Origin of the sequence: Streptomyces sp. NPDC059092 (assembly GCF_042756365.1) — a bacterium.
Taxonomy (GTDB): domain Bacteria; phylum Actinomycetota; class Actinomycetes; order Streptomycetales; family Streptomycetaceae; genus Streptomyces.
Genome location: NZ_JBHZEJ010000045.1, coordinates 31,778 through 46,428, shown reverse-complemented (window position 1 = coordinate 46,428; position 14,651 = coordinate 31,778). Strand labels below are relative to the sequence as shown.

The following is a 14,651-nucleotide window of genomic DNA, read 5'->3' as shown; positions in this document are numbered from 1 at the left end:
TCACCGTCCCAGCAGGGCGGAGAGCGCGCCCACCGGATCGGTGTCGGGGGTGCCGCGCGGCCACCAGTCCTCCCGGCCACGGTCCGACTCGTAGCCGTACCAGAGGCCGTCACGGCCGAAGCGGAGTTGCAGTGCTTCCGTGGAGAGGTGGTTGCGCAGGGGGCGGAAGTGCGGGAAGTCGGCGGCTATGAGGGCGGGGCGGGCCCGGTCGAAGGGGCCGGCGGGCGGGTCCCAGGGCTCTTCCAGTACGGCCAGCCCCGACAGGCCGCCCTGACGCCAGGCGGCGACGGCTCGGGCCAGGTCGGTGGGGGCGCGGTGGAGTGCGGCGGCCAGGTCCCGGTAGAGGGCGCGGGTGGAGGCCGTCAGCCCGGAGCCGGGGTGGGCGGCGGCCAGGCGCACCGCGTCCTGCCAGGGGGTGAGGGCGCCGACGGGGTCGAGTCCCGTGGTGAGGAAGGTGTGGGCACGGGTCGCGGCCTCGGTGGCGAGGAGGTCGAGGGCGAGCGGGTCGGGAGCGCCGGGCGAGTGCGGGTAGACGGGCGGGCGGCCGGGGTGCGCGGGGACGGGGAACGGCGGCGGGAGCGGGGGCAGCGTGCGCGGGGCGAGGGCTGTCCGCGCGTCGACCGCGGGCATCGGCGGTGCGGTCGTGGTCCGTTCGGCCGCGGACCGGGTGGCGTTGCGGCGGGTCAGATCGGCGAGGACCTCCTGTTCGCCGCGGCCCCGGAGCAGGAAGAGGACGAACGGGTCCTCGTCGAGGAGCCGGGCCGTCTGGTAGCAGAGGGCCGCCGCGTGTTTGCAGGGGTAACCGTCGTCGGGGCAGGAGCAGTCGGGGGTGAGGTCACCCGCGGCGGGCAGCAGATCGGCGGAGGCCGCGAGGGTGTGCGGCATGGCCTTGTCGAGCAGGGCTGCGATGTGGTCCGGGCGGGCCGCGGCGGCGTCGAGAAGGTCCTCCCAGCCGGTGTCGTCGAGGGTGCGCAGACGGATCTCCGTACGGTACGGGCGCCGTCGGGAGCCGTGGACGTAGGCCATGACGCGGCCGGGGGTGACGGTGATCGCGTCGACATGGCCGCTGCCCGCGTACGTACGGCCCCGCTGGAGGCGCGCGGTGTCGAGGGCGGTGTCCTCCATGGACTCCACCCAGGCGTTGCCCCACCAGGTTTCGGCGAAGTCCCCGGTGTTACCGGGGCGAGGCGGCAGGGCGGGGAACGTCCGGCGGCGGTCGTCGTGCCGGGGTGCGCGGGGGGCGGTCATGACGGCCTCCGCAGGGAGACCAGATCGCCCAGCTCACGGTCGGTCAGCTCGGTGAGGGCCGTCTCCCCGGAGCCGAGGACGGCGTCGGCCAGGGCCTTCTTGGAGGCGAGCATCTCGGCGATCCGGTCCTCCACCGTGCCCTCGGCGATGAGCCGGTGGACCTGTACGGGCTGGGTCTGCCCGATGCGGTAGGCGCGGTCGGTGGCCTGCTCCTCCACCGCCGGGTTCCACCAGCGGTCGTAGTGGACGACATGGCCGGCCCTGGTCAGGTTGAGCCCCGTGCCCGCGGCCTTCAGCGAGAGGACGAAGACGGGCACCTCACCGGACTGGAACCGGTCGACCATGCGCTCGCGCTCCGCGACCGGTGTGCCGCCGTGGAGCAACTGGGACGGGATCGCGCGGGCCGCGAGATGGGCGGAGAGCAGCCGCGCCATCGACACGTACTGGGTGAAGATCAGGACCGAGCCGTCCTCCGTGAGGATCGTGTCGAGCAGTTCGTCGAGCAGGGCGAGCTTGCCGGAGCGGCCGGCCAGCCGGGCCGCGTCCTCCTTCAGGAACTGCGCGGGGTGGTTGCAGATCTGTTTGAGGGAGGTGAGCAGCTTCATCACCAGGCCGCGGCGGGCGATGCCCTCGGACTCCTCGATGGCCGCCATCGTCTCGCGTACGACCGCCTCGTACAGCGACGCCTGCTCCCGCGTGAGGGGGACGGGGTGGTCGCTCTCGGTCTTGGGCGGCAGCTCGGGCACGATCCCCGGGTCGGACTTCTTCCTGCGCAGCAGGAACGGCCTGACCAGGCGGGCCAGTCGCTCCACCGCTTCCTCGTTGCCGGCGTCCTTGATGTCGGCGCTCTTCGCGTTCTCCACATTCTCGACGATCCGCGCGTGGCGGGCCCGGAACGCCTTGAGGGGGCCGAGCAGCCCCGGAGTGGTCCAGTCGAGGAGGGCCCACAGCTCGGAGAGGTTGTTCTCCACGGGCGTGCCGGTCAGCGCGACCCTGGCGGGCGTGGGGATCGTGCGGAGCGCCTTGGCGGTGGACGAGAAGGGGTTCTTGACGTGCTGCGCCTCGTCGGCGACGACCATCCCCCAGGGGTGCACGGCGAGGGTCTCGGCGCTGCCGCGCATCGTGCCGTACGTGGTGAGGACGAAGCCGTCCGTCACCTCGTCCAGGGTGCGTCCCACTCCGTGGAAGCGGTGCACGGGGACGCCGGGGGCGAAGCGGGTGATCTCGCGCTGCCAGTTGCCGAGGAGCGAGGCGGGGCAGACGACCAGGGTCGGGGCGGGGCGGGCGCGGTGCAGATGGAGCGCGATGACCGTGACGGTCTTGCCGAGGCCCATGTCGTCCGCGAGGCAGCCGCCGAGGCCGAGCGAGGTCATCAGGTCCAGCCAGGCCAGGCCGCGCAGTTGGTAGTCGCGCAGGGTGGCGGCGAGCGCCGTGGGCTGGGGGACCGTCCCCGGGCCCGAGAGCAGCCGGTCGCGCAGCGCCGCCAGCGCGCCCGTCGGAACGGCCTCCACCGTCTCGCCGTCCACCTCGGCCGTGCCGGTGAGGGCGACGGCCAGCGCGTCGACGGGCTCCAGCAGGCCCAGCTCCCGCTTGCGCGCCTTGCGTACGAGCGCGGGATCGATGACGACCCACTGGTCGCGCAGGCGGACGATCGGCCGGTGCGACTCGGCGAGGGTGTTCATCTCCTGCTCGGAGAGCGGGTCGCCGTCGAGCGCCAACTGCCAGTTGAACTTGAGCAGTTCGGCACTGTCGAAGAACGGGGTGCCGTCGGTGGCCGAACCGGGCGCGGGGCGGACGACCGCGGCCGCCGTGAGCGTACGCGCCAGCTCCCGGGGCCAGTGCACCGCGACACCCGCTTCCGCGAGGCGGACCGCCCCGGGGCCGAGCAGCTCGTACAGCTCGTCCTCGGAGAGCGGCAACGCGTCGGGGACGTCGCGCTCCAGAAGCCGGGCGAGCGGCGTCCAGACCCGGGCGGCGCGGCGCAGCGCGAGCATGGCGTCGATACGGGCACGCGGTCCGAAGCTCTCGGCGCCGTCTCCCGCCCAGAGTCCGGTCGCGTCGATGACCAGCGTCGGGTCGGCCAGGCTGTGGATCTGGACGAGCGCCGCCCCGGCCCGGCGTACACGGCCGGCAGCGGTGTCGTGATCGGCGGTGGTTGCCTGGCCGGTCCGGCCCTGGGCGGTCCCCGCCGTGTCGGGCTCCGTGGCGGGCGCGGCCTCCGGGCGGTCGTGGTCGAACAGCTCGTACGCCGAGAGATCGAGGCGCAGCGAGACCCGCACCCCCGCGTCCATGCCGGCCGCCGCCTCGGCCGCCCAGGTCCTGGCACCCGGCAGATGCTGCGCGGCCCGCGCGGCGAACGGCGCCCCCGCCGCGTACGCCGCCGCCGGGGTACGCGGCAGGGAGTCGGCCACCGCGTCGAGGAAGGCACGGACGAGCGCTTCGGGTTCGGGCAGCAGGAACGGTCCGCCGCCGGGAAGCGGTACGGGGTGCGCCTCTGGCGGCATGGCCGCGGCGATGGCCCGCAACTGCGCGATGTCGTCGGCGTCGAGCGGGCCGGCCCGCCAGGCGTCGTGGTCGGAGGCGGTGAGTCCGGGGAGCAGCCGGCCACGCGCGGCCAACTGGAGCGCGTGCAGCGCCGCGGCGCCCCAGCAGGCCGACGCCGGGTGGGCGGTCCTGTCGCGCCGGGCGCGGACCAGCAGAGGGACCGCGTCGGCGACGGACATCAGCACCACGGGCACCGTGACCGCGCGGACACCGGCACCACCGACCTCGTCCCCGCCGTCACCATCCCCGCCATCACCATCCCCGGCGCCCTCGTTCCCTGCGCCCTCGTCGCGCCGTAGGACCGTCAGCTCGTCCCCCGGCTCCTCGGGCAGCTCCCCCTCGGGCGCCCAGAAGGCGACCCGGCCCTCACGCGGCAGCCCCGCGGGCAGGAAAACGGCCGCGTGGCGCACCAGCGCCGCGGTCCCGTACACGGTCATGGTCCTTCCCCTCCCGCTCCGCATCGGCCAGGATCCGATGACTCCACGAGTCTAGGCGGGGGGTCTGACACTGCCTCTCGTCAGAGCCTTTTCGCAGGTCAGCACCGCCCGTCCCAGAGTTCGCGCACGGGCACGGAGGCCACGCCGGGGCCACCGCCGAACACCATCGTCGTACGGGTGCCGCGGTCGCACGGTTCCCAGCCCGGGGCACCGGTCCGCGCGAACGCCACCCACGCCGGGTGCGTCGCGCCCGCGAGGCCGCTCGGCGGCCATGCCCCGCCGGTCAGACGTGCGGCTGGACGTGGGGCCTGGCCGGCGAAGACGGATCGGGAGAGGCGAGCCGCTCCCTCAGCGGGTCCGGCTCCAGCTCCGGCTCCGGTTCATCGGCCGATTCCGGACCTGGTCGCGGCCCCAGCTGCACGTCCCGCTCCGGTTCCGGCGCCTCGACGGACCGGTACGGCTCGGGGGAAGGAGCCGGATCCTGCCCGTGAGACGCCGGCGTCTCAGCGGCCGCGGGTGCGGATGCCTGGGCCACGCCGGAGACCGCCTTCACCGCCTGTGCTGCCTCGCCGGGCGTGGCGCGCTCCAGGAAGCGCAGCAGTTCGACGGGGAAGGGCAGGACGAGGGTGGAGTTCTTCTCCGCGGCGACGGCCACGACCGTCTGGAGCAGCCGGAGCTGCAGCGCCGCAGGCTGTCCGGACATCTGTTCGGCGGCCTCGGCGAGCTTCTTGGACGCCTGGAGCTCCGCGTCCGCGTTGATGACCCGCGCCCGCCGCTCCCGGTCGGCCTCCGCCTGACGTGCCATCGACCGCTTCATCGTCTCCGGCAGCGACACGTCCTTGATCTCGACCCGGTCGATCTGTACGCCCCAGCCGATCGACGGGCTGTCGATCATCAGTTCCAGGCCCTGGTTGAGCTTCTCCCTGTTCGACAGCAGGTCGTCCAGGTCGCTCTTGCCGATGATGGAGCGGAGCGAGGTCTGCGCCATCTGCGAGACCGCGAACCGGTAGTCCTCGACCCGGATCACCGCGTCGGCCGCGTCGACCACCTTGAAATAGATCACGGCGTCCACGCGCACGGTGACGTTGTCCCGCGTGATGCCGTCCTGGGCGGGCACCGGCATCGTCACGATCTGCATGTTGACCTTGTGGAGCTTGTCCACGAAGGGGACGACCGTGGTGAACCCGGGGCCCCTGACCCCTTCTCGCAGCCGGCCGAGGCGCAGGACCACGCCCCGCTCGTACTGCTTGACGACACGGGCCGCCGCCATGGCGTACAGCCCGCACGCGCAGATGACGGCTATGACCGCGATGACCAGTTCCTCGACCATGATGGGCCCCCTGACGCCAGACGCCGGACCGAGGTGCTGATTACCACGGTATGCCTTGTATGACCGGTGGTCGAGACACGCGGAGCAGGAAGATACCGGCGCGTAGCCCGACCGGCCGCGCTCGTGGTGCCGCGGCGGCGCCCATCCGGCAGGGTGACCAGCACATGCCCGCTTCCCGCCCGCATCCCGCCCGTTTCGCGACTTCCTCCCGCCCGCATCCCACCCCCCCCTTCCGCCCTCTTCCGCTCTCCCTCCGCTCTCCCTCCGCTCTCCCTCCGCTCTCCCTCCGCTCTCCCTCCGCAGCTTCCGAGACGAGGACCCGCCCATGTCCGTGACCGATCACCGGCGCCTCGGCATCGCCGCCGGGACCGCGCTCCTGACCCTCGCCGTCGCGGGCTGTTCCGGTCTCGGCCGGGCCGCGGTGGGCACCATCACGTACGACACCGGCCGCAAGCTCCAAGTCCAGGTGACCACCCCATCGGTCACCGGCTGTCACAAGCTGAAGCCTGTCGGTGCCGTGTTGATCAGGAACCGCACCGTGCTCGATCTCGTCGCGTATCCGACGGCCGACTGCACCGGCAAGAACACGACATACATCGCCACGACACTGTCCGATGTGATCGCCCCGGGCGCCGGGCCGTGGCGCAGCTACTCGATCGTGCACTGAGGTCCGGGCGCTGCGGCCCAGGAGCCGAGGCCCGGGCGCCGAAGACGTTCGCCGGTACGGGTTCCCGGGTACACCAGGGGTGAGGCCCGTAACGGGAGGTGTGAGAGGCATGCGCACCGGTAGTGAGCCCGTCACCGCGCGTAGCGCGCTGCGGATGCGGTTCTGGCTGAGCCTGTGGGGGCTGGTCTGGACGGCCGCCGGGACAGCGGCTTTCGTCGTGGCCGGGAGACCCGGGTGGGCGGCGGCCTGCGGCGTGCTGGTGCTGATCGTCGCGATCGATCTGACCGTGGTCCTGATACGGATCCGGCAGGGGGCGCGCTTCCAGCCGGGCCGGGATGTCCCTCCGTATCCGCCGGACCGCGGCCCCTACCCGCTGCTCACACAGGACCGGGAACGCGACCGGGACCTGGAGCGTCACCGGATGCGCCGACGGCACCGCATCGGCCATCACACCACGTGACCTCTGCGACCGGGCTGTTCCAGACCCGCCTGCTCCAGGGATCGCCTGCTCCAGGGCCTGTCTCGAAAGCCCCTAGCTGTCCGAAGCGTTCGAGTCGAAGCGCGCCGCCTGCAGATACTCCGGCTTGGGGTCGAGTGCGGCGGCGAGTCTGAAGTGCCGCTTCGCCTGCTCCGGCCGCCCCGACCGCTCGAACGTACGCGCGAGCGCGAAGTGCGCGAACGCGTTGTCCGGCTCCCGCTCCAGGACGAGTTCGAACTCCAGCTCGGCGGGGCGCAGTTGGGCGGCGGCGAAGAAGGCGCGAGCGCGCAGCAGCCGGGCCGCGGTGTTCTCCGGGTGGGACGCGATCACCGAGTCCAGCAGTTTGACCGCCCCGCGCGGATCACGCGCGGCGAGGAGCTGCTCCGCCGCGCGGTAGTCGATGATGTGGGTCTCCGGGCTCTCTGGCACGTTCGCATCCTTCCCTGACTTCGCGCTCTCAACGCCGCACACGGCGACGCTATTCCTCACACCATGTCCCCGGGCCCCGGCGCCCGCTCCCCTGTCCGTACCGGGGTCAGCCGTGCGCCGCGGCGCGTTCCTTCGCGGTCCGCCACACCGTGCGGACCTGAGGCTCCAACCGCTCCAGCGGGCCGTCGTTGTCGATGACGACGTCGGCGACGGCGCGGCGCGCCGCGCGGGTGGCCTGCGCCGCCATCCGCTCGCGCGCCTCGCGCTCCGTCATCCCACGCAGCCGTACGAGCCGGTCGAGCTGGGTCTCGGGGGTGGCGTCGACGACCACGACGAGGTCGTACAGCGCCGCCATGCCGTTCTCGACGAGCAGCGGTACGTCATGGACCACGATCGCGTCCGCGCCCGCCGCCGCCTCCAACTCGGCCGAGCGCGCCCGCACCAGTGGGTGCACGATCGCGTTCAGCGCCCGCAGCCGCTCGGGGTCGCCGAAGACGATCCGTCCGAGTCCCGGCCGGTCGAGGGCGCCGTCGGGAGTGCGGACGTCCGGGCCGAACTCGGCGATCACGGCTGTCAGCCCCGGCGTTCCGGGCGCCACCACCTCCCGGGCGATCCGGTCGGAGTCGATCAGTACTGCTCCGAATCCGGTCAGCAGACGGGAGACCTCACTCTTTCCCGAACCGATTCCGCCGGTAAGTCCCAACCTCAGCATGGAGTCAGCCTAGGGCCTCATGAGAGACCGCAGGCCGACTCCCCCGGCCAGGCGGGGGCGGGGCGTTACGCGCCGCCGTCGCCCTCCCGCTCCGCGAGGAACTTCTCGAACTCGCGCCCGATCTCATCGGCCGACGGCAACTCCGCCGGTTCGGCGACCAGGCTGCCCCGGGTCTCGGCGCCCGCCATCGCGTCGAACTGGTGCTCAAGGCCCTGCACCATCGTGACCAGTTCCTCGTCGCCCTCGCCGAGCTGCCGCTCGATCTCGGTCTGGGTGCGCTGCGCCTCCGTGCGCAGGGAGTGTGCGACGCTCGGCAGCACCAGCCCCGTCGCGGCCGTGATCGCCTCCAGGGCGGTCAGCGCCGCGTCCGGGTACGAGGACCTGGCGACGTAGTGCGGGACGTGCGCGGCGACGCCGAGCACGTCGTGCTCCGACTCCATCAGCCGGTACTCGACCAGCGACTCGGCGCTGCCCGGCACCTGTGCCTCGTCGAACGGGCCGCGGTGACCCGGCATGAGGTCGGTGCGGTTGCCGTGCGGGGTGATGCCGACGGGACGCGTGTGCGGCACGCCCATCGGGATGCCGTGGAAGTTGACCGACAGCCGGACGCCGAGGCGTTCGACGATCTGCCGTACGGCCACGGCGAAGCGCTCCCACTCCACGTCCGGTTCGGGGCCCGACAGCAGGAGGAACGGGGCGCCCGTGGCGTCCTGGACCAGTCGCACGTCGAGCGTGGGCGTCTCGTAATCCGTCCAGCGGTCCCGCCGGAACGTCAGGAGCGGGCGCCGCGCCCGGTAGTCGACCAGCCTGTCGTGGTCGAAACGGGCCACCACCTGGTGGGGCAGCGACTCCAGCAGGTTCTCGACGATCTGGTCGCCGGTCTCCCCCGCGTCGATGTAGCCGTCGAAGTGGTACAGCATGACCAGGCCCGCCGACTCCTGCGCCAGCGCCATGTCGACGACGGCGAGGCCCTTGGGCTCCCACTCGTACAAACCCTGCGGATCAAGCACGGTTACCGCTCCTCCTCGTGTTCATAACGAAGAACGCGTCATGGGGCGCAGGCATTCCCCACGTCCCACCCACCTAACCCATCCGACCCGCCTCGCCGCGACGACCGTCCTGTCGGCCTTCTCCTCGAAGAAGGACGCGTGGCCACGGGTGTTGACGTCGCGGTGGCCGAACACCTCTCCGGGCAGGCCCGGTTCACGGCCGGATCCGGTGCGCCACGGTCCGCCGGACGGTCGGGGCGCGGTCCGTCAGTCCGCCGGACGGTCGGGGCGCGGTCCGCCGGACGACCCCGTGCGGACACGCGTAAGGCCCGCTCCCCCGAGGGGAACGGGCCTTACGTTCAAGCGGTCCTGCTACCTACAGCACAGTGCCGGAGCGTCAGCTCTGGCCGCCGGCCAGCTTCTCGCGCAGCGCAGCCAGGGCCTCGTCCGACGCCAGGGCGCCGGAGTTGTCCGCCGACTCCGAGGAGTACGAGCCACCGCCGCCGCCACCGGAGGCGGCCGGAGCGTTGCCCCCGCCGGCGGGCGCGGCAGCACCCTCGGCAGCGGCAGCCTCGTCGGCCTCGCGGGACTTGATGACCTGGGCCTGGTGCTGCTCGAAGCGCGACTGCGCCTCGGCGTACTGGCCCTCCCACGCCTCGCGCTGGGTCTCGAAGCCCTCGAGCCAGTCGTTGGTCTCGGGGTCGAAGCCCTCGGGGTAGATGTAGTTGCCCTGGTCGTCGTAGGACGCGGCCATGCCGTAGAGCGTCGGGTCGAACTCGACCGAGGCCGGGTCGCTGCCGAAGGACTCGTTGGCCTGCTTCAGCGAGAGGCTGATGCGGCGGCGCTCCAGGTCGATGTCGATGACCTTGACGAAGATCTCGTCGTTGACCTGGACGACCTGCTCCGGAATCTCCACGTGGCGCTCGGCCAGCTCGGAGATGTGGACCAGACCCTCGATGCCCTCGTCGACGCGGACGAACGCGCCGAAGGGAACGAGCTTGGTGACCTTGCCGGGAACGACCTGGCCGATCTGGTGCGTCCGGGCGAACTGCTGCCACGGGTCTTCCTGCGTCGCCTTGAGCGACAGGGAGACACGCTCGCGGTCCATGTCCACGTCGAGAACCTCGACGGTGACTTCCTGGCCGACCTCGACAACCTCGGAGGGGTGGTCGATGTGCTTCCAGGACAGCTCGGAGACGTGCACGAGACCGTCGACGCCGCCGAGGTCCACGAACGCACCGAAGTTGACGATCGAGGAGACGACGCCGGAGCGGACCTGGCCCTTCTGCAGGGTCGTGAGGAAGGTCTGACGGACCTCGCTCTGGGTCTGCTCCAGCCAGGCACGGCGGGACAGGACCACGTTGTTGCGGTTCTTGTCCAGCTCGATGATCTTGGCCTCGAGCTCCTTGCCCACGTAGGGCTGGAGGTCGCGGACGCGGCGCATCTCGACGAGGGAGGCCGGCAGGAAGCCACGGAGGCCGATGTCGAGGATGAGTCCACCCTTGACGACCTCGATGACGGTGCCGGTGACGATCCCGTCCTCTTCCTTGATCTTCTCGATCGTGCCCCAGGCGCGCTCGTACTGCGCACGCTTCTTGGACAGGATGAGACGGCCTTCCTTGTCCTCCTTCTGGAGAACCAGGGCCTCGATCTCATCGCCCACGGCGACGACCTCATTGGGGTCGACGTCGTGCTTGATGGAAAGCTCGCGGGACGGGATGACGCCTTCGGTCTTGTAACCGATGTCGAGCAGGACCTCGTCCCGGTCGACCTTCACGATGACGCCGTCGACGATGTCGCCGTCGTTGAAGTACTTGATCGTCTCGTCGATCGCGGCGAGGAAAGCTTCCTCGTTACCGATGTCGTTGACCGCAACCTGCGGGGTGGTGGCGGTGGTCTCGGTGCTGCTCGTCATGTGGGAAAGGGCTCCGGTGCGGACAGTGAGTCGTAGGTACTGCTACGCCGGGAGCCCGTATCGGCACCTGCAAGTACCCGGACAGCCAAGGGAGCGCCGTCCCCGAAAAACCAGGGAAAGCGCCTCGCCGACCGAGGAAAACCCACTTACAGAGTGCGAGCGCGGCTGCTACGTCTGAGGCGCGCAAGCCCGCAGCGCAACCTTTAGCATACGGGGGCAGCGGGGCACGGTCAATGCGCGAAGGCGCACACCCGGGGCGGAACGTCCCATACCCGGCACAAACTGCGTTTGATGAGGCCACAAGGGCCTCCGCCCGCACCCTACGACGACGGACATGATGATCCAAGAGCAGCGAGAACAGGCCGAGCAGGCAGCGGCGCACGGCACCGGCGCGCCGGAGCCCGAATCCGAGGCGACCCGCCGCGACTCCGGCGAGACGGAGAGCAGCCGCGCCAACCGGGGCTGGTGGGACAGGAACGCCGACGACTACCAGGTCGAGCACGGCAGCTTCCTCGGCGACGACCGCTTCGTCTGGTGCCCCGAGGGGCTCGACGAGGTGGAGGCCGAGCTGCTGGGCCCGGCCGAGGGGCTGCGCGGCCGGGACGTCCTGGAGATCGGGGCGGGCGCCGCGCAGTGCTCGCGCTGGCTGGCGGCGCAGGGCGCGCGTCCGGTGGCGCTGGACCTCTCGCACCGCCAGCTCCAGCACGCGCTGCGCATCGCGGAGGGGCGCGCCCTCACCTTCCCGCTGGTGCAGGCGGACGCGGGGACGCTGCCCTTCCGGGACGGCTCCTTCGACCTGGCCTGCTCGGCGTACGGCGCGATCCCCTTCGTGGCGGACCCGGTGAAGGTGTTCCGCGAGGTACGGCGGGTCCTGCGGCCGGGCGGGCGCTGGGTCTTCTCGGTGACGCACCCGGTGCGCTGGGCGTTCCCCGACGAGCCGGGGCCCGAGGGCCTGACCGCGGGGGCGTCGTACTTCGACCGCACCCCGTACGTGGAGCAGGACGACGCGGGGAACGCGGTCTACGTGGAGCACCACAGGACCCTCGGCGACCGGGTACGGGACGTGGTGAGCGGCGGTTTCCGGCTGGTCGACGTGGTGGAGCCGCAGTGGCCGGTGTGGAACACGCAGGAGTGGGGCGGCTGGTCCCCGCTGCGCGGCGCGCTGATCCCGGGGACGGCGATCTTCGTCTGCGAGCGCGACTGAGGTACGCGACGGTACGCGGCCGGGGTACGCGACTGAAGTACGCGCCGGTACGCGGCTGAGATACCCGGCCGAGGTACGCGCCGGTACGTGGCGGGCGGCTCCGTACGACACTGGGCGGGTGATCCGCGACGACATCCTCGGCAGCCTGCCCGTACGTACCGCCGTCCCCGCGCTGGAGCGCGCCCTCGACGCGCACGGCTGCGCGGTGCTGTGCGCGCCACCGGGCACGGGCAAGACGACGCTGGTGCCGCTGGTCCTGGCCGGGCTGCTCGGGCGGGGCCCGGTACGCCGCGTGATCGTCGCGGAGCCGCGGCGGATCGCGGCGCGCGCGGCGGCCCGCCGGATGGCGTGGCTGCTGGGCGAGCGGGTCGGGGAGCGCGTGGGTTTCACCGTGCGCGGGGAGCGCGCGGTGGGGCGCGACACGGTGGTGGAGGTGGTGACCACCGGGGTGCTGCTGCAACGCCTCCAGCGTGACCAGGAGCTGGCCGGGGTCGACGCGGTGATCCTCGACGAGTGCCATGAGCGTCATCTCGACGCGGACACCGCGGCGGCCTTCCTGCTGGACGTACGGGCGGCGCTCAGGCCCGAGCTGCGGCTGGTGGCGGCGTCGGCGACCACCGACGCGGCGGGGTGGGCGCGGCTGCTCGGGGACGCGCCGGTGGTGACGGCGACCGGTGTGTCGTATCCGGTGGAGACGGTGTGGGCGCCGCCCCCGGGGTCGGTGCGGCCGCCGCACGGGATGCGGGTCGATCCGGCGCTGCTGGCACATGTGGCGTCGGTGGTGCGCCGGGCGCTGGCCGAGCGCGTCGGCGACGTGCTGTGCTTCCTGCCGGGGGTGGGCGAGATCGGCCGGGTGGCCGGGCTGCTCGGAGAGTGCGGCGCCGAGGTGCTGCAGGTGCACGGCCGGGCGCCCGCCGCCGTGCAGGACGCGGTGCTGGCGGGCTCGTCGGCGGGCCGCCGGGTGGTGCTGGCCACGGCGGTGGCCGAGTCGAGCCTGACGGTGCCGGGGGTACGGGTCGTCGTGGACGCCGGGCTGGCGCGCGAGCCCCGTACGGATCACGCGCGGGGGCTGAGCGCGCTGACGACGGTACGGGTGTCACAGGCGGGCGCCGGGCAGCGCGCGGGGCGGGCCGGGCGTGAGGCGCCCGGAACGGTCTACCGCTGCTGGTCCGAGGCCGAGGACGGCCGGCTGGCGCGCTTCCCCTCCCCCGAGATCAAGGTCGCGGATCTGGCGGCCTTCGCGCTCCAGGCGGCGTGCTGGGGAGACCCGTCGGCGGCGGGTCTCGCGCTGCTGGACGCGCCGCCCGCCGGGGCGCTGGCGGCGGCGCGCTCCGTGCTGGCCGCGATCGGCGCGGTGGACGGGGACGGCCGGGCCACGGAGCGGGGTGTGCGGATGGCGGGGCTCGGCCTGCACCCCCGGCTCGCGCGGGCGCTCCTGGACGGCGCGCGGCAGGTGGGCGCGCGCCGGGCGGCGGAGGTGGTGGCGCTGCTGAGCGAGGAGCCGCCGCGGGCGTACGGGGACGACCTGGCGGCGGCGTGGCGTACAGCGCGCGGCGGCGGGGGCGGAGCCGGGAGCGGTGGGACGGACGGAAGGCCCGGCGGGGACGCGTACGCCGCGCGCTGGCGCCAGGAGGTGCGGCGGCTGTCCTCCTCCGTAGGAGGCGGGCAGCCCCGACGAGCGGGAGGCGGGGCCGGCTCCGACGACGCCGCGGCCGGGCTGGTCACCGCGCTCGCCTTCCCGGAGCGGGTCGCCCGCGCGCGGGGCGAGGGGGCGTTCCTCATGGTCTCGGGGACGGGGGCCGAACTGGGTCAGGGGTCGGGGCTGCGGAGCGCGGGCTGGCTGGCGGTGGCGGTCGCCGACCGGCCCGCCACCGCGGCGTCGGCGCGGGTGCGGCTGGCCGTCGTCATCGACGAGGACACCGCGCGGGAGGCGGCCGGTCACGTCTACGCCGAGGGCGAGGAGGTCCGCTGGGAGGGCGGCGAGGTGGTCGCCAGGCGGGTGGCGCGGCTGGGCGCGGTGGAACTGTCCGTACGCCCGTTGCGGCAGCCGGACCCCGGTCTCGTACGGCAGGCGCTGCTGGCCGGTCTGGAGCGGGAGGGGCTGGGGCTGCTGCGCTGGACGCGCGACGCCGAGGCGTTGCGCGAGCGGCTGGGGTTCCTCCACCGGGAGCTGGGCGGCGGCTGGCCGGACGTCTCGGACGGGGCGCTGCTGGCGAGGGCGGACGCGTGGCTGGAGCCTGAACTGTCCCGGGCCCGGCGCCGCGCGGATCTGGGGCGGCTGGACGCGGGGCAGGCGCTGCGGCGGCTGCTGCCGTGGTCGACCGGGGAGGCGGCGCGTCTGGACGAGCTGGCGCCGGAGCGGATCGAGGTGCCGAGCGGTTCGCGGGTACGGGTGGAGTACGGGGGGCCGCAGCCGGTGCTGGCGGTGAAGCTCCAGGAGTTGTTCGGGCTGCGGGACACGCCCCGGGTCGCCGGGGAGGCGGGCGTTCCGGTGCTGGTGCACCTGCTCTCGCCGGCGGGGCGGCCCGCGGCGGTGACGGCGGACCTGGCGTCGTTCTGGCAGGACGGCTACCGGGCGGTGCGGGCGGAGCTGCGGGGCCGCTATCCGCGCCACCCCTGGCCGGAGGACCCGTCGACGGCGGTGGCGACGCGCCGCCTCAACAGCCGGCGCTGACCCGGGAACGGGCTGGGGCCGGCG

The 14,651-nt window shown here is 73.1% G+C and carries 10 protein-coding genes and 1 pseudogene; 4 read left to right on the top strand and 7 right to left on the bottom strand.

Annotated elements, in window-relative coordinates; translation table 11 throughout:
• The 3 genes from ACFXPL_RS24175 to ACFXPL_RS24165 all read right to left on the bottom strand — a co-directional run bounded on the left by ACFXPL_RS24175 (nucleotide 1) and on the right by ACFXPL_RS24165 (nucleotide 5,559).
• A complete protein-coding gene (locus ACFXPL_RS24175) occupies nucleotides 1–1,248 on the bottom strand; it encodes an SWIM zinc finger family protein (protein WP_384923184.1) in 1,248 nt (415 codons plus the stop codon).
• Nucleotides 1,245–4,229: a DEAD/DEAH box helicase gene (locus ACFXPL_RS24170; RefSeq protein ID WP_384923181.1), complete on the bottom strand. Its 2,985-nt coding sequence runs from the start codon at nucleotides 4,227–4,229 to the stop codon at nucleotides 1,245–1,247. Before ACFXPL_RS24170 ends, ACFXPL_RS24175 begins: the two co-directional genes overlap by 4 nt.
• A gap of 283 nt (nucleotides 4,230–4,512) precedes the next feature.
• Complete coding sequence (locus ACFXPL_RS24165) at nucleotides 4,513–5,559, bottom strand: slipin family protein (RefSeq protein WP_384923178.1); 1,047 nt, start codon at nucleotides 5,557–5,559, stop codon at nucleotides 4,513–4,515.
• A 325-nt stretch (nucleotides 5,560–5,884) separates the two neighbouring features.
• Between ACFXPL_RS24165 and ACFXPL_RS24160 the strand changes: the two genes are divergently transcribed.
• Both ACFXPL_RS24160 and ACFXPL_RS24155 read left to right on the top strand, forming a co-directional pair.
• Complete coding sequence (locus ACFXPL_RS24160; RefSeq protein WP_384923175.1) at nucleotides 5,885–6,226, top strand: hypothetical protein; 342 nt, start codon at nucleotides 5,885–5,887, stop codon at nucleotides 6,224–6,226.
• Between the two features lie 109 nt (nucleotides 6,227–6,335).
• A pseudogene (locus ACFXPL_RS24155) lies at nucleotides 6,336–6,593 on the top strand (DUF6343 family protein); the annotation flags it as partial.
• Nucleotides 6,594–6,758: 165 nt separating this feature from the next.
• On the opposite strand, the gene ACFXPL_RS24150 reads toward ACFXPL_RS24155, so the two are convergent.
• From ACFXPL_RS24150 to rpsA, 4 genes are all read right to left on the bottom strand, one after another.
• Nucleotides 6,759–7,133, bottom strand: coding sequence for a tetratricopeptide repeat protein (locus tag ACFXPL_RS24150; RefSeq protein ID WP_384923172.1), 375 nt, complete (start codon nucleotides 7,131–7,133; stop codon nucleotides 6,759–6,761).
• Between the two features lie 106 nt (nucleotides 7,134–7,239).
• Nucleotides 7,240–7,845, bottom strand: a complete 606-nt coding sequence (gene coaE, locus ACFXPL_RS24145; protein ID WP_384923169.1) for a dephospho-CoA kinase — start codon at nucleotides 7,843–7,845, stop codon at nucleotides 7,240–7,242.
• 65 nt (nucleotides 7,846–7,910) lie between these two features.
• Complete coding sequence (locus ACFXPL_RS24140; RefSeq protein ID WP_384923166.1) at nucleotides 7,911–8,855, bottom strand: PAC2 family protein; 945 nt, start codon at nucleotides 8,853–8,855, stop codon at nucleotides 7,911–7,913.
• A gap of 376 nt (nucleotides 8,856–9,231) precedes the next feature.
• Entirely contained in the window at nucleotides 9,232–10,749 is a 1,518-nt protein-coding gene (gene rpsA, locus ACFXPL_RS24135) for a 30S ribosomal protein S1 (RefSeq protein ID WP_384923163.1), read from the bottom strand.
• Nucleotides 10,750–11,086: 337 nt separating this feature from the next.
• Here rpsA and ACFXPL_RS24130 point away from each other — a divergent pair, with 337 nt between their 5' ends.
• Together ACFXPL_RS24130 and hrpB are read left to right on the top strand one after the other, a co-directional pair.
• Nucleotides 11,087–11,953: a class I SAM-dependent methyltransferase gene (locus ACFXPL_RS24130; protein ID WP_384923241.1), complete on the top strand. Its 867-nt coding sequence runs from the start codon at nucleotides 11,087–11,089 to the stop codon at nucleotides 11,951–11,953.
• Between the two features lie 118 nt (nucleotides 11,954–12,071).
• Nucleotides 12,072–14,627, top strand: coding sequence for an ATP-dependent helicase HrpB (hrpB, locus tag ACFXPL_RS24125; RefSeq protein ID WP_384923160.1), 2,556 nt, complete (start codon nucleotides 12,072–12,074; stop codon nucleotides 14,625–14,627).
• Nucleotides 14,628–14,651 lie beyond the last annotated feature (24 nt).

Excerpts from the sequence above, each read along its gene's own strand:
- ACFXPL_RS24165 (WP_384923178.1), bottom strand. The coding sequence starts at position 5,559 with ATGGTCGAGGAACTGGTCATCGCGGTCATAGCCGTCATCTGCGCGTGC.
- coaE (WP_384923169.1), bottom strand. The coding sequence starts at position 7,845 with ATGCTGAGGTTGGGACTTACCGGCGGAATCGGTTCGGGAAAGAGTGAG.
- ACFXPL_RS24170 (WP_384923181.1), bottom strand. The coding sequence starts at position 4,229 with ATGACCGTGTACGGGACCGCGGCGCTGGTGCGCCACGCGGCCGTTTTC.
- ACFXPL_RS24130 (WP_384923241.1), top strand. The coding sequence starts at position 11,087 with ATGATCCAAGAGCAGCGAGAACAGGCCGAGCAGGCAGCGGCGCACGGC.
- ACFXPL_RS24160 (WP_384923175.1), top strand. The coding sequence starts at position 5,885 with ATGTCCGTGACCGATCACCGGCGCCTCGGCATCGCCGCCGGGACCGCG.
- ACFXPL_RS24175 (WP_384923184.1), bottom strand. The coding sequence starts at position 1,248 with ATGACCGCCCCCCGCGCACCCCGGCACGACGACCGCCGCCGGACGTTC.
- rpsA (WP_384923163.1), bottom strand. The coding sequence starts at position 10,749 with ATGACGAGCAGCACCGAGACCACCGCCACCACCCCGCAGGTTGCGGTC.